The 14,017-nt window shown below is 56.1% G+C and carries 11 protein-coding genes and 1 pseudogene; 5 read left to right on the forward strand and 7 right to left on the reverse strand.

Translation table 11 applies throughout. From position 1 onward, the window contains the following. Nucleotides 1–38 precede the first annotated feature (38 nt). The 7 genes from ftsY to SV253_05190 are packed head-to-tail and all read right to left on the reverse strand — an operon-like array spanning nucleotide 39 to nucleotide 4,654. Nucleotides 39–1,148, reverse strand: a complete 1,110-nt coding sequence (gene ftsY / locus SV253_05160; GenBank protein ID MDY6775451.1) for a signal recognition particle-docking protein FtsY — start codon at nucleotides 1,146–1,148, stop codon at nucleotides 39–41. A 12-nt stretch (nucleotides 1,149–1,160) separates the two neighbouring features. Beyond that, complete coding sequence (gene pfdA / locus SV253_05165) at nucleotides 1,161–1,589, reverse strand: prefoldin subunit alpha (GenBank protein MDY6775452.1); 429 nt, start codon at nucleotides 1,587–1,589, stop codon at nucleotides 1,161–1,163. 26 nt (nucleotides 1,590–1,615) lie between these two features. Continuing rightward, a complete protein-coding gene (locus tag SV253_05170; protein MDY6775453.1) occupies nucleotides 1,616–2,293 on the reverse strand; it encodes a translation initiation factor IF-6 in 678 nt (225 codons plus the stop codon). A gap of 19 nt (nucleotides 2,294–2,312) precedes the next feature. Further along, entirely contained in the window at nucleotides 2,313–2,567 is a 255-nt protein-coding gene (locus SV253_05175; GenBank protein ID MDY6775454.1) for a 50S ribosomal protein L31e, read from the reverse strand. 3 nt (nucleotides 2,568–2,570) lie between these two features. Beyond that, entirely contained in the window at nucleotides 2,571–2,723 is a 153-nt protein-coding gene (locus SV253_05180; GenBank protein ID MDY6775455.1) for a 50S ribosomal protein L39e, read from the reverse strand. Between the two features lie 55 nt (nucleotides 2,724–2,778). Further along, nucleotides 2,779–3,441 carry a hypothetical protein gene (locus tag SV253_05185; protein ID MDY6775456.1) on the reverse strand — a complete coding sequence of 221 codons (663 nt, stop codon included), beginning with the start codon at nucleotides 3,439–3,441 and terminating at the stop codon, nucleotides 2,779–2,781. Nucleotides 3,442–3,490: 49 nt separating this feature from the next. Further along, a complete protein-coding gene (locus SV253_05190) occupies nucleotides 3,491–4,654 on the reverse strand; it encodes an NAD(P)/FAD-dependent oxidoreductase (protein MDY6775457.1) in 1,164 nt (387 codons plus the stop codon). Nucleotides 4,655–4,847: 193 nt separating this feature from the next. Between SV253_05190 and SV253_05195 the strand changes: the two genes are divergently transcribed. The 5 genes and pseudogenes from SV253_05195 to SV253_05215 all read left to right on the forward strand — a co-directional run bounded on the left by SV253_05195 (nucleotide 4,848) and on the right by SV253_05215 (nucleotide 13,946). After that, nucleotides 4,848–5,087, forward strand: coding sequence for a DNA-directed RNA polymerase subunit H (locus SV253_05195; GenBank protein MDY6775458.1), 240 nt, complete (start codon nucleotides 4,848–4,850; stop codon nucleotides 5,085–5,087). 8 nt (nucleotides 5,088–5,095) lie between these two features. Next, the gene (locus SV253_05200) at nucleotides 5,096–6,775 is read left to right on the forward strand and encodes a DNA-directed RNA polymerase subunit B'' (GenBank protein MDY6775459.1); all 1,680 of its coding nucleotides are present in this window, start codon (nucleotides 5,096–5,098) and stop codon (nucleotides 6,773–6,775) included. Nucleotides 6,776–6,781: 6 nt separating this feature from the next. Continuing rightward, entirely contained in the window at nucleotides 6,782–8,605 is a 1,824-nt protein-coding gene (gene rpoB, locus SV253_05205; GenBank protein MDY6775460.1) for a DNA-directed RNA polymerase subunit B, read from the forward strand. 38 nt (nucleotides 8,606–8,643) lie between these two features. Then, a pseudogene (locus SV253_05210) lies at nucleotides 8,644–11,271 on the forward strand (DNA-directed RNA polymerase subunit A'). Between the two features lie 65 nt (nucleotides 11,272–11,336). After that, nucleotides 11,337–13,946, forward strand: coding sequence for a DNA-directed RNA polymerase subunit A'' (locus SV253_05215; GenBank protein MDY6775461.1), 2,610 nt, complete (start codon nucleotides 11,337–11,339; stop codon nucleotides 13,944–13,946). The last annotated feature ends 71 nt before the right edge of the window (nucleotides 13,947–14,017 follow it).

Raw genomic sequence — 14,017 nt, forward strand, 5'->3', positions numbered from 1 at the left:
CATACACGTAAGAAGGGACGTAGGTATGCTGGTCTGAGCTAAGAGCTTCCGAGGAGTGCGTCTGCGAGCCTCTCGGGATCGAACTTCTCCAGGTCGTCGTATCCCTGACCAGTTCCGAGGAAGAGTATCGGCTTCCCCGTGACCTTCGAGATCGAGATAGCCGCGCCCCCCTGTGAGTCGGCGTCAGCCTTAGTGAGGACGGTACCGTCTATCTCGGCGGCGTCGTTGAACTCCCTCGCTCTGTTGACAGCGTCCTGTCCGGCGACCGCCTCGTCGACGAAGACCGTGAGATCGGGGTCGACCACGCGGTCGATCTTACCCAACTGATCCATGAGATCCTGGGAGGTATGGAGCCTCCCGGCTGTGTCTCCGAGGACGACGTCGATACTGTTCGCCTCGGCGTACTCGACGGCGTCGTATATCACAGCGGCGGGGTCTCCACCCTTGTCGTGTTTTATGAGCTTCTTTCCGAGGTTCTCGGAGTGCTGTTCTATCTGTTCGTTCGCGCCCGCTCTGTAGGTGTCGCCGTTGGCGAGTACACTCGATATACCTCTGTCTTCGAGTCTCCTCGCTATCTTGGCGATTGTCGTCGTCTTTCCGACCCCGTTCACTCCCGTGAAGATCACGACGACGGGCTTGTCGGCTTCTTCGACATATCTGTCGAACTCCAGACCGTCGACATCGAGTACGTCGACAAGTGCGTCGTGGAGAGCCTCGGTGACTATCTCGTCGGTCGACTCCCTCCATTTCCTCTTCTCACCGACTAAGCTCTCCTCGACGTCTTGGGTTATGGTGTCGGCGACGCCGACCTCGACGTCACTCGAAAGAAGTGCTCTCTCTAGCTCCCAGAGAGGATCTTCGAGGTCTTCCTCCTCTATTATGAAAGACCTCTCGGTGACAAGTGTCTTAGCCTTCTGTGTCAGGGAGGCTGACTCCTCGTCTTCCTCCTCTTGGGACTCAGTCTCAGCCTCTCGGGACTCGGACTCCTCCACCGTGCCGACCTGGGTCTCTTCCTCCTCTTCTGGCTCTGCTTTTGGTTCTGCTTTCTCAGAGACCTCCGACTCCTCGACCTCCTCGGCTTTCTCCTCGACACTCTCGTCTACGTCGTCACGGAAGCTTGAGAGCTTGTCCTTGAGGCTGTCGAACATCTCTACCTACTCCTATTCTTCGTCCTGCTGCATCTGCTGCTGCTGTTGCTGCTGAGCCATCTGAGCCTGCTGCTGTATCTGCTGTATCTCCTGAGTCTTCTGTTCTATGTCGCTCTCGGCACTCTGTTTCTCCTCCTGAAGATCGTCCCTCTTCGTCTCAAGCTTCTCGACAGCCTCCTCGGGTCCGACCTCGATGTTGACTCCCGCGCCTATTCCGACTACGACGTCGTCTACGTTGTCGACAGTCGCGGGTATGTAGGTGTCGCCTCCGAGAGGTAGAAGGATCTCAGAGCCCTCTTCGAGGTTTTCGAGCGACTCTATCGCCTCGTCACATCCCTCTATCTCGTCTTCGAGTGTCTCTACGAGTTCGCGGAGTTCTTCTATCTCGCCCGCGAGCTCACTGTACGCCTGCTGTAACTGCTGCTGTTGTTGCATGCTCATTTTAATCAGTCTCCTGTCGTCTTAGTTTAGCTGTCTTCGTCTATAAATCCCAGAGCCTCTTCAATCCTTCCAAGCTCTGGTCCTGTCGTCTCGGCTCCAACCACGTACCCCTTCGAGTTGGCTATGAGACCGCTTCCCACGAGAGGGGTTCCGTAGTTGACCGTACCTATGTCGACGGGCACCTCGAAGACGTCTTCGAGATATTCTACCTCGTCGCCACTCGACTTGGGATGTACGAGGACGCCCTCGTCTGTCGCCACACCCGCGGAGCCGACAGTATCGAGACCCGCTACTGTTCCCTCGTGAACCTCGACGCCGAGAACGCCGGCTATCTCGTCCTTCGCCTCCTCCGAAAGCTCAGGACTCACGAGGGCGGCGTTGTCGTTCGCTAGGACTGTGTTTCCGACCGCAGTATGGCGTCCCGATATCCTCTCGACGTTGACCCCGGTAATGTCTCTGATCTCTCTTATCTCCCTGTCCAAGGCGTTAGAAGAAACAGCGATGCCCTCGGTGTTTCCTTCCGCCATAGTACCGAGGACTGACGAACCGTTGATGGTTCCCTTGTAAACGTTTTCGACGCCGAGTTCGTCGGCGACCTCTTCGGCTCTCGGCTCGTCTATCTCGGGGGTCACGAGTAGAGAGTCGTCAGTTGTGACACCGAAGACGCCTAAGAACGGGCTCCCGTTGAACTCGGCTCTTAACATTAGATTAGATTAGATTAGTTTACTCGGCTATCTCGGCTTCGACGACTCCGTCGTCGAACTTGGCGGCTCTGACACGCACCTTCGAGGGAGGACTCGAACGTCCGTTCGACCAGACTTCCTCGTTTATAGACGAGTCGAGGTTGATCTCGTCCTCGTCAGCCTTGAGGTGTTTCGAGAGATGGTCGCGGATGATCTTCATAGCCTCGTCGGCTCTCTCGTACTTCTTCGCCTTCTTGGCGTCCCTAAGCGGGACGTTCATGACTCTCTCTTCCATTGTTTACTCGTCTAGGTCGCTACGTCTCCAGTTCCTTCTCTTGGGGTTCCTCACGACGTCCTGGTTCGTCTTCATTATGACCCACGCCGGAACCCTTGAGTTCTGCTTGTTCGCCTTCGCGAGACGTTTCTTCTTCGCCTTGTTCTTCTTAGTCATGTTGGCGACTATGTCAGCACCACATAAATCTGTTATCTTCCTGTCTCCCACGTAGTCAGTCAGTCCTCACGACACCCAGGGTCTCGCCGTCGCCTGTCGACGAACAAGAATCGACAGTCTCGACTGATATCTTCTCTATCTCTGAGGAGTTGCCCGGTATATCCACCCTGAGTCTGTCCTTCGAAGTAGTCAGACCCCAGATAACGTCGGGAACTCGGTTGAACGTTCTGACGCTTCTCCCACCGTAACAGACCTCGTACGGTACATCCGTCTGGCGCGGGAGAACCGACGGATTACTCACTTCTAAATCACCCACGACGACCGGAAACGCTGCCTCGCCCAACGAACCCCACTTGTTGAACTCCGCCTTGTCGTTCGGGTCTAGGGAGTAAGATGGACCGGGCTGTACCAAGTCGAAGCCTACGAGGAGTATCCCTATCAGAAGGATGCCGACAGCGACCTTCTTGTACGTATCTGTCGTCATCCTCCACTCCTTGACCCTTCCGAGACCTATGACGCCTAAGACGAGAGGCGGAACAACTACGAGGAAGAACATCGGAGCCGCAAAACCCGTGAAAGACATCAGCGACCTCACGAAGCCGAGGTAGATCACGAAGCCGACGCCGTAGAGCGTCGTAACCGCGTAGTAGTACCCCGTCGTTATCACTACACCGAAGCCGAGGAAGTAGAGGACTGACTCCGTGAGTGGTGACAGCATCTGATGGAGTAAGAACGCGGTGAGACCGGAGAAAGCTTACGGTTTAGATTTAGAGCTCCTTGAAGAAGCTCTTGACACCTCTCTTCGCTCCTCTAACCGAAGCTATATGTCTCGCTGCGACCGTCTTCTTGAGGAGACGCGCTGCGACCCCGCCGAAGACGTTTCCGTTCACCATAGCGACCGCCTCACGTCCGACAGAGACGAGAGTCCCGGGGTCGTTTAGCTCGAACTCCCTGAGCTCGTCGCCTTCTATCTTGCTCAGTATGTTCTCGGCACATATGTCCGCCTCGTCCTCAGCCGCCCAAGCCGTCTGTGGTGCTCTGTTTCCGTTGGTGTCCTCTACGGCTCCCGCGTCTCCTATCACGAAGACATCGTCGGCGTCGACCGACTCGAGGTGCTCGTCGACTTTGAAGGCGTTCCTCTCGGCGTCCTCGGTCTCTATGTCGATGTCGAACTCCCTCGCCGTCAGACCGCCCGCCCAGATCAGCATGTCGTACTCTATCGGATCACCCTCGTCGAGACGCACCTCGTCGTCGGTGACCTCGGTTATGGGGTCGCCCGTCTTCGTCTGTATACCCTTCGAGCGCAGGAGTCTCTTTATATGTGACCTCAGACGGTCGTCGATACTCGGACCCGGCATGACCTCGTCGAGAGCCTCTATTATGTTCACGGTCACCTCGCCCTCTCTGATCTCTGCGTCGTCTATGACGTCTGCTATCTCCCCCGCCGTCTGTATACCTGAGAGACCCGCTCCTCCGATGACGACACGTTTCTCGGCACCCTCCTTCGCCTCCTCGACTATCTCCTCTAGGTCGTGTCTTATGCTGAAGCCGTCGCCGAGGCTCCGGAGAGTGTGGGCATTCTCCTCCATCCCGGGGATTCCGTAGAAAGCAGTACGTTGCCCGAGTGCTATAACAAGGTAGTCGTACTCGATCTCGTCGTCTTCTAAGACGACCTTCTTCTCCTCGAACTCGAATCCCTCGACCTCCGACTCGACGAAGTTAGCCCTGCCTTTCTTTATCTCGTCCATGGGTATCGCAATCTCCTCGTCGACCGACGGGTCGTATATAACCCTGTGTACCTCGTGGCGCACGAGATGGTAGTCGTTCTTGTCGACCCAGACGATCTCGTCTTCGGTGTCGAGGCTACTCCTCAGACGTTTTACTACGGTCGCACCTCCGTATCCAGCACCGAGAACTACTACCCTGTTCATACTCCGTCTACATACTTGACTACAAAACGTCTGTCGGTTGAGATGGACTCACGTACATCGATCGTGTATATCTATCTATTGTGGCAATCCGAGGAGTATGTAAACAGTACCCAAGCCATCGAAATAAAGCAAGAGTTTTATTATATCGTCACTCGATATACACAGTGGAACAGACTTTTTCACGGGAGAAAGAATGAGCACGTTCAACGTCACTGACCACGACATGGCGCCCGAGCATATCTTGCTCGACGAGGACGAGGTCGAAGAGGTTCTGGAGAGATACGACCTCGAAAAGCCCGAGCTCCCCAAGATACGGGAGAGCGACGCCGGCTTGTCGAACCTCGACGCTGAGGTCGGCGACGTCATCAAGATAGTAAGAGAGTCGTGGACTACCGATAGAGCCGTCACATACAGACTTGTCATAGAAGACTAAAACAAAAAATGAGCTTGGACAGAGGAAAGCTAGCCGACGCTTACTTCGGACAGGAACGCCTCGCACAGCACCATATCTCGTCGTTCAATAACTTCCTCGAACACGGGATGCAGAGGGTTGTCGACGAGCAGGAGACGATAGAGACAGACATAGGCGAGAAAGAAGGGGAGGAGGAGGTCTACATAAAGCTCGGAGAGGTCGAGGTCGGAACCCCTATGGTGAGAGAGGCAGACGGAAGCGAGGAGACACTCTACCCGCAGGAGTCGCGTCTCAGGAACATAAGCTACAGCGCGCCTCTGAGGATGGAGATGCAGATCGTCGAGGGCGACTACGAACACGAACCCGTCAAGACGACTATAGGCAAGATGCCTATAATGATAAAGAGCAAGAACTGTAACCTCGCGGGTCTCGACGAGGACGAACTCGTAAAGACGGGCGAAGATCCCGTCGACCCCGGTGGTTACTTCATAGTCAACGGGAGCGAGCGCGTCCTGATGACGAGCGAGGATCTCGCGCCTAACACTATACTCGCCGAGAGAGACACGAAGTACGGCGACGAGATACAGGTCGCGAAGGTCTTCTCACACAGACAGGGTTACCGCGCGCTCGTCACAGTCGAGAGAGGACGTGACTCACTCCTGAGTGTCGGATTCCCGAGCGTCTCGAACGACATAAACTTCGTCACACTCGTACGTGCACTCGGGCTTGAGACCGACGAGAAGATAGTCAACTCGGTCTCGAACGACCCCGAGATAGTCAAGTTCATGCTCGAAAACCTCGAGGAGGCGGAGGTTCAGACACAGGAAGAGGCGATGGAGCTCCTCGGAAAGAAGGTCGCTAGCGGACAGGCGAAGGACTACCAGAGAAAGCGCGCCGACTACGTCATAGACAGATACCTCCTGCCCCATCTCGAAGATGTCAGTGAGGACGACGAGGAGGTCAGGATAGCGAAGGCGCATTACCTCTGCCGTATGGCGGAGACGTGTTTCGAGCTCGCACTCGGAAGGAGGGAGCCCGACGACAAGGATCATTACTCGAACAAACGTCTCAAGATATCGGGCGACCTGATGCAGGATCTCTTCCGTGTCGCTCTCAACAAGCTCGCGCGCGACGTCAAGTACCAGCTCGAACGTGCCAACATGAGAAACCGTGAGCTACGTGTCGACACCGTCGTCCGTAGCGACGTACTTACCGAGAGACTCGAACATCCCCTCGCTACGGGTAACTGGGTCGGAGGACGTACGGGTGTCGCACAGCTTCTCGACAGGTCGAACCACATGGCGATACTGAGCCATCTCAGACGTGTCGTCTCACCCCTCTCGCGCGGACAGCCCCATTTCGAGGCGCGCGACCTACATCCGACACAGTGGGGACGTATCTGCCCCGGCGAGACTCCAGAGGGTCCTAACTGTGGACTCGTGAAGAACTTCGCCCAGTCGGTCGAGATATCGAAGGGAATAGAGGACGACACACACGTACGTGACACACTCTCCGACCTCGGAGTCGAGAGAATACATACCTCGCCGACCTCCTCGGAGTCCGAGGCTGAGACAGAGACAGAGACTGAGACTGAGACTGAGACTGAGACTGAGACTGAGACTGAGACTGAGACTGAGACTGAGACCGAAGCAGACGCCGATACGGTCGACTCAGAAGAGACCCCTGAGACAGACGAAGCAGAAGCATAACACAACATGAGTTCGGAAACCTCGAAAGTATACATAGACGGAAGTCTCGTAGGAACCCACGAGAGACCCGAGGATCTCGTAGAGAGCCTCAGGCAGGAGAGAAGACGCGGAAACATAAGCGATCAGGTCAATATATCGATAGACAAACGCACGAAGGAGGTCTTCGTCGACACCGGACCCGGAAGGGCACGCCGCCCTCTAGTAGTCGTCGAGGACGGTGAGCCTCTCGTCACACAGGAACACATAGACGCACTCGAAAACGGAGAGATAGAGTTCGAGGATCTCGTCGAGAAGGGATACGTCGAGTACATAGACGGAAACGAGGAGGAAGACCTCCTGATCGCCGTAGACGAGGACGAGCTTACCCAGAACCACACACATCTCGAACTCTACCCGTCGCTCATATTCGGAATCTGTGCGGGAATGATCCCGTACCCCGAACACAACGCGTCGCCACGTATAACCATGGGAGCGGGAATGGTGAAGCAGTCGCTGGGTCTTCCAGCGGCGAACTACCGCGTCCGTTCGGACACTCAGTCGAACCTCCTCCATTACCCTCAGCTCTCGATGGTCTCGACACAGACCTCGGAGGCTATAGGCTACGACGAACGCCCCGCGGCACAGAACTTCGTCGTCGCAGTGATGTCTTACGAGGGATTCAACATCGAGGACGCTCTCATACTCAACCAGGGAAGCGTCGACAGGGCACTCGCGCGTTCACACTTCTTCCGTATGTACGAGGCTGAGGAACGCGGATACCCAGGCGGACAGGAAGACAGATTCGAGATTCCCGAGGACGACGTCCGTGGACACAAGGGAGAGGACGCCTACACACATTTAGACGACGACGGACTCGTAAACCCTGAGACTGAGGTCGGACAGAGCGAGGTTCTCGTCGGAAAGACTTCGCCGCCGCGTTTCTTAGAGGAGCCCGACACGATGGCGGGTCTCTCGCCCCAGAAGAGACGTGAGACGAGCGTGACGATGAGGTCGAACGAGAAGGGAATCGTCGACACGGTGATGCTGATGGAGGGTCAGGAGGGCAACAAGGTCGCGAAGGTACGTGTGAGGGACGAGAGAATTCCCGAACTCGGAGACAAGTTCGCCTCGAAACACGGACAGAAGGGTATCACGGGACATATAGCCCCGCAGGAGGACATGCCCTTCACTGAGGACGGTATAACTCCCGATCTGATCATAAATCCCCACGCACTCCCGTCACGTATGACTGTGGGGCATGTCTTAGAGATGCTCGGCGGAAAGGTCGGTGCTCTCGAAGGAAGACGTATCGATGGTACTGCCTTCACGGGAGAGGACGAGGACGAGCTAAGGGAGTCTCTTGTCGAACGTGGATTCAAGTCGTCGGGCAAACAGACGATGCACTCGGGTATCACGGGCGAGAAGATAGACGCCGAGATATACACCGGAATCATTCTCTACCAGAAGCTCCACCACATGGTGAGCAAGAAGATACACGCGCGCTCACACGGTCCCGTCCAGGTTCTGACACGTCAGCCGACTGAGGGACGTGCGAGAGAGGGTGGTCTACGTATAGGAGAGATGGAGCGCGACGTTCTGATAGGACACGGCGCTGCACTCACGCTCAAGGACCGTCTCCTCGACGAGTCGGACCGCGAGATGATCTACGTCTGTTCGAACTGTGGAATGACTGCGACAGAGGACGTACGTCAGAACCGTGTCTACTGTCCCAACTGTGACTCGGAGACAGGTATACACGAGGTCGAGATGAGCTACGCCTTCAAGCTCCTACTCGACGAGATGAAGTCGCTCGGAATAGCACCGCGTCTCGACCTTGAGGACGCGGTCTGAACAAAGCAGTAAAACAACAACTCGATTCCAATCCAATTATGAGCACGAACACAAGTCCCAAACAGATTAGCTCGATTGACTTCGGGCTGATGAGTCCCCAGTCGTACCGTGATATGAGCGTCACGAAGATAATCACGGCTGACACCTACGACGACGACGGCTTCCCGATAGACATGGGTCTGATGGATCCACGTCTCGGAGTCATAGATCCGGGTCTCCAGTGTAAGACGTGTGGAAAACGGTCGGGTCAGTGTGAGGGGCATTTCGGACACATAGAGCTCGCCGCACCCGTGATACACGTCGGATTCTCGAAGCTCATCAGACGTCTCCTCAGAGGAACGTGCAGGGAGTGTTCACGTGTCCTACTCACAGAGGATCAGAAAGACGAGTTCGACGAGAAGCTCGAGAAGACGAGGTCTTTCAACCAGGATCTCAGCGACGTCACCAAGAGCGCGATAAGGGCGGCGAGGAAGAACTACTTCTGTCCCTACTGTGGAGAGGAACAGAAGAAGATCAAACACGAGAAGCCGACGACCTACTACGAGGACGGTCACAAGCTGATGCCGTCGGACGTCAGAGACCGTCTTGAACGTATACCCGATGACGACCTCGAAGCCATAGGTATAGACGCCGAGGACTCACGTCCCGAGTGGATGATACTCACAGTCCTCCCCGTACCTCCCGTGACCGCACGTCCGTCGATAACACTCGACAACGGACAGAGAAGCGAGGACGACCTCACCCACAAGCTCGTCGACATAATACGTATCAACCAGAGGTTCATGGAGAACCGAGAGGCGGGATCGCCCCAGCTCATCATAGAGGACCTCTGGGAGCTTCTCCAGTACCACGTCACGACCTTCATGGACAACGAGATATCAGGTACTCCTCCCGCACGCCACAGGTCGGGGAGACCCCTCAAGACGCTCTCCCAGAGGCTCAAGGGCAAGGAGGGACGTTTCAGAGGATCTCTCTCCGGAAAACGTGTCAACTTCTCTTCGCGTACAGTCATCTCTCCCGATCCGACTCTCTCGGTCAACGAGATAGGAGTCCCTGAGAGCATAGCCAAGGAGATGACACAGAGCATGACCGTCACCCACAACAACATAGACGAGGCGGTCGAGTACGTACGTCGTGGTCCCGAGAACCATCCCGGCGCGAACTACGTCAAGAGGAGCGACGGAAGACGTCTCAAGGTCACCGACACTAACTCCGAGAACCTCGCCGAGAGGATGCTTGAGGAGGACGACGACGGAAACATACGTGGTATTGGATGGACGGTCGACAGACAGCTCAAGGACGGCGACATAGTACTCTTCAACCGACAGCCATCTCTCCACCGTATGTCGATGATGGCACACGAGGTCGTCGTGATGCCCCACAAGACCTTCAGGCTCAACACGACTGTCTGTCCGCCGTACAACGCCGACTTCGACGGCGACGAGATGAACATGCATGTCCTCCAGAGCGAGGAGGCGCGTGCCGAGGCGCGTATACTCATGAGGGTTCAGGAACATATACTCTCACCGCGTTTCGGAGGTCCTATAGTCGGAGCTATACAGGATCACATCTCGGGACTCTACCTCCTCACACACGGCGAGAAGAACTTCGACGAGTCGGCGGCACTCGACCTCCTGAGGATGACGACGGTCGACAACCTACCCGAACCCGACGGAACTGAGGACGGCGACGAGTACTGGACCGGAAAGACGGTCTTCTCTCTCATACTCCCCGAGGGACTCGACATGGAGTTCGAGTCGTCGGCGGGTGACACCGTCGTAATCGACGACGGCGAGCTACTCGACGGCACCATAGACGAGAACGCAATGGGAAGCTTCGTCGGAGAGATAGTCGACCTAGTCACGAAGGTCTACGGCGAGTCACGTTCGGCTCAGCTAATAGACGACGCGTCGTCGCTCGCCATAAGATCCATAATGCATTTCGGCTTCTCGTTCGGAATCGACGACGAGGATCTCCCCGAGGAGGCACACGAGGAGATAGACGCCTCTATAGTCGAAGCCGAGAAGGAGGCAGAACGTCTCATAGAGACCTACGAGCGCGGCGAGCTAGAGTCTCTTCCGGGACGTACGCTCGAGGAGACACTTGAGATGAAGATAATGCAGGCTCTCGGAAAGGCACGTGACTCGGCGGGAGAGATAGCCGAGGACTACCTCGAAGAGGACAACCCCGCCGTCGTGATGGCGGAGTCAGGAGCACGTGGATCTATGCTCAACCTCACACAGATGGCAGGCTGTGTCGGACAGCAGGCTGTGAGAGGCGAACGTATAAACAGGGGGTACGAGAACAGGACTCTTCCGCATTTCGAGGAGGGCGACCTGTCGTCCGACGCGCGCGGCTTCGTCGAGCACTCGTACAAGGAAGGTCTCGAACCTAAGGAGTTCTTCTTCCATTCGATGGGAGGACGTGAGGGACTCGTCGACACTGCGGTTCGTACCTCGAAGTCGGGATACCTCCAGCGCAGACTCATAAACGCACTTCAGGAGATAGAGGCACAGTACGACGGAACCGTAAGGACGACCAACGGCGACATGGTTCAGTTCGAGTACGGAGAGGACGGCACAGATCCGATGAAGATGCCGAAGGGAGAGGAGATAGACGTCGAAGCAGTCGTCGACAGAGTTCTCGACGCCGAGTTCGACTCGGACAGTCCCGACTTCGTGACCAGCGACTAAAATAAGAGCAAGAGTAAGAGTAAGAGAGTGATAAAAACATGTCAGTAGAACCCGAGACAGTCGAGTCAAAGCTCGACGAGAGCGAGCTTCCCGAGAGACTCCATGAGAAAGTCAAGGACGCAGTAGGTAAGGAAGACGTGACCGAGGAACAGATAGACGAGATAATCGCACAGACTGAGGAGAGGTACAGGTCGACGCGTATCGATCCCCTAGAGCCCGTGGGTACCGTGAGTGCTCAGTCTATAGGCGAACCCGGTACACAGATGTCGCTCGACGCCGACGAGGAGGTTATCGTACGCAGAGGCGGTAAGACCGAGATGGGTAGGATAGGTGAGATTGTCGACGGAGTCTTCGAAAACGCGTCTGAGACAGTAGAAGTCGACGGACACGAGGCTGTGGGCGTCACAGGACTCGAAGTTCTGAGTCTACGTGACGACGAGAAAACCCAATGGAAACCCGTCGAGGAGGTCAGCAGACACGAGTCGCCCGACGAGCTCCTACATATTCAGCTTGAGGACGGACGTGATATTAGAGCCACGAAGTCCCACTCCTTCGTCACACGTGAGGACAACGGGGTCGTTCCAGTCGCTGGAGACGAACTCAAAGAGGGTGACTGGATACCTGTAGTCGGTGACTTCGGATCATCCGACGAGACCGATACGGTACGGATCTTAAGATATCTTCCCGACGACGGCTACTGGTCGACAGACGCCGCCGCTGACGGAGGTGCTGTCACCGAGGAACAGGCGAAGAACCGACTCGATGCACTCGAAGACGGTAGACTCGACGATGGAGTCTATCCCGTCGGTGGAACAGTCTCCCTTCCGAGACATCTCCCGGCTGACTCCGAGACGGGCTTCTTCTTCGGAGCCTACTTAGCTGAGGGATATGCCACCGACAGCTACGTCTCGATCTCGAACATCGACGACGGCTTCCTCGACCGTCTCCGTGGGTTTGCGGAGAGGTACGACCTCACAACCCACGAGTACGAAAACGGCGAGTTCGCCGAGGGACGTGATCTGCGTCTCAACGGAAAGATAGTCGCCGATCTCTTGAGACAGACATGTGGCGACGAGACCAAACGAGTCCCCGGGTTCGCGTTTGGCTCCTCAGACGACTTTGCCAGAGGTCTCCTACGCGGATACCTCTCTGGAGACGGAAGCGTGAGCGACGGTACTGTGCGCGCGTCATCGACCGACGAGAAGCTTATCGAGGACATCGCTCTCTTGCTCTCTCGTTTCGGTGTACACGCTACACTCGGTGAGACACGGGACTCGTACACGTTACGTGTTCCACGTAGCCATCTCGGACGTTTCGCCGAGAGAGTGGGTCTTGTCGGCGAACGGAAGGAGGCACTAGACGAAGCAGTAGCTACTCTCGACGAAGATGTCCCAGACGTAGTCGACCAGATACCCGAGTTCGGCGACGCTCTTGAGGAAGTCGCCGCCGGTGTCGGTGCTCCGTCACGTGAGTTCAACAGTGCGGTGAAGAGGGGACGTATAGGCAGGAGACGTCTCGAACGCCTCGTCGAACGTGCCGATGAGAGCGGAGTTGACTCCGACTCAGTCGAGGATCTTCGTTCCGCGGTCGAGTCCGAAGTAGTCTGGAAACGCATAGAATCGGTCGAAGCTGTCGAGCCCACCCACGACTACGTCTATGATTTCTCCGTCGCAGGACTCGACACGTTCACGACGTCACAGGGTGTTGTGACTCACAACACGATGAACACCTTCCATTACGCCGGAGTCGCCGAGATCGATGTCACACAGGGTCTCCCGCGTCTCATAGAGCTCGTCGACGCACGGAAGGAGCCCGACACGCCGATGATGACTGTCTACCTCAAGGACGACTGGGCGACCGACCGAGAGAAGGCGCGTGAGGTCGTCTGGGACATAGAGTCAACGACGATACTCTCGCTCGGCGACATCTCTACCAACGTCGCCGAGATGGAGGTCTCTATAAACTTAGACGAGGAGATGCTCGACGAGCGTCTCCTCTCAGTCGACGACATAGCCGACAAGATAGAGTCTAACCTCGGCGTCGACGTCCGAGCGAACGGAACACGTGTCTCTTTCGGACCGTCGTCTCCGTCGTACCGCGAGCTTCTCCAGCTCATAGAGGAGCTACGTGAGATCACGTTCAAGGGAATCGAGGAGATCGATAGGGTCGTCATACGTAAGGAAGACGTCGGCGACAGGGAGGAGTACGTCCTCTACACCGAGGGAAGTGCACTCAAGGATGTCATACAGGTCGAGGGCGTCGACGAGACACGTACGAGAACCAACAACATACACGAGATGGCTGATGTCTTCGGCATAGAAGCTGCGAGGAACTCCCTCATAGACGAGATGACCTCCACCCTTGAGGAACAGGGTCTCGAAGTCGACATAAGACACGAGATGCTCGTCGCCGACATAATGACTGTCACGGGAGAGATACGTAGCATAGGAAGACACGGAATCTCGGGCGCTAAGGAGAGCGTCCTGTCGCGCGCCGCCTTCGAGGTTACAGTCAACCAGCTTCTCGACGCCGCAGTCCACGGGGAGATCGATGACCTCGACGGAGTCATAGAGAACGTCATCGTCGGACAGCCCATAAAGCTCGGCACGGGAGACGTCGACCTCGTCATGGGACGTCCCGAGGACTAAAACTCAGAAAAGTTCGTTCGCTCATGTGTAGAAGTCAGTACTTAATATTTTTTCGAACCAATCGTCGGTGT

Origin of the sequence: Candidatus Afararchaeum irisae, assembly GCA_034190545.1 — an archaeon.
Lineage (GTDB): Archaea > Halobacteriota > Halobacteria > Halobacteriales > Afararchaeaceae > Afararchaeum > Afararchaeum irisae.

Excerpts from the sequence above, each read along its gene's own strand:
- SV253_05175 (MDY6775454.1), bottom strand. The coding sequence starts at position 2,567 with ATGGAAGAGAGAGTCATGAACGTCCCGCTTAGGGACGCCAAGAAGGCG.
- SV253_05185 (MDY6775456.1), bottom strand. The coding sequence starts at position 3,441 with ATGCTGTCACCACTCACGGAGTCAGTCCTCTACTTCCTCGGCTTCGGT.
- pfdA (MDY6775452.1), bottom strand. The coding sequence starts at position 1,589 with ATGAGCATGCAACAACAGCAGCAGTTACAGCAGGCGTACAGTGAGCTC.
- SV253_05200 (MDY6775459.1), top strand. The coding sequence starts at position 5,096 with ATGAGCTTGGACAGAGGAAAGCTAGCCGACGCTTACTTCGGACAGGAA.
- SV253_05190 (MDY6775457.1), bottom strand. The coding sequence starts at position 4,654 with ATGAACAGGGTAGTAGTTCTCGGTGCTGGATACGGAGGTGCGACCGTA.
- ftsY (MDY6775451.1), bottom strand. The coding sequence starts at position 1,148 with ATGTTCGACAGCCTCAAGGACAAGCTCTCAAGCTTCCGTGACGACGTA.
- SV253_05180 (MDY6775455.1), bottom strand. The coding sequence starts at position 2,723 with ATGACTAAGAAGAACAAGGCGAAGAAGAAACGTCTCGCGAAGGCGAAC.
- SV253_05170 (MDY6775453.1), bottom strand. The coding sequence starts at position 2,293 with ATGTTAAGAGCCGAGTTCAACGGGAGCCCGTTCTTAGGCGTCTTCGGT.
- SV253_05195 (MDY6775458.1), top strand. The coding sequence starts at position 4,848 with ATGAGCACGTTCAACGTCACTGACCACGACATGGCGCCCGAGCATATC.
- rpoB (MDY6775460.1), top strand. The coding sequence starts at position 6,782 with ATGAGTTCGGAAACCTCGAAAGTATACATAGACGGAAGTCTCGTAGGA.
- SV253_05215 (MDY6775461.1), top strand. The coding sequence starts at position 11,337 with ATGTCAGTAGAACCCGAGACAGTCGAGTCAAAGCTCGACGAGAGCGAG.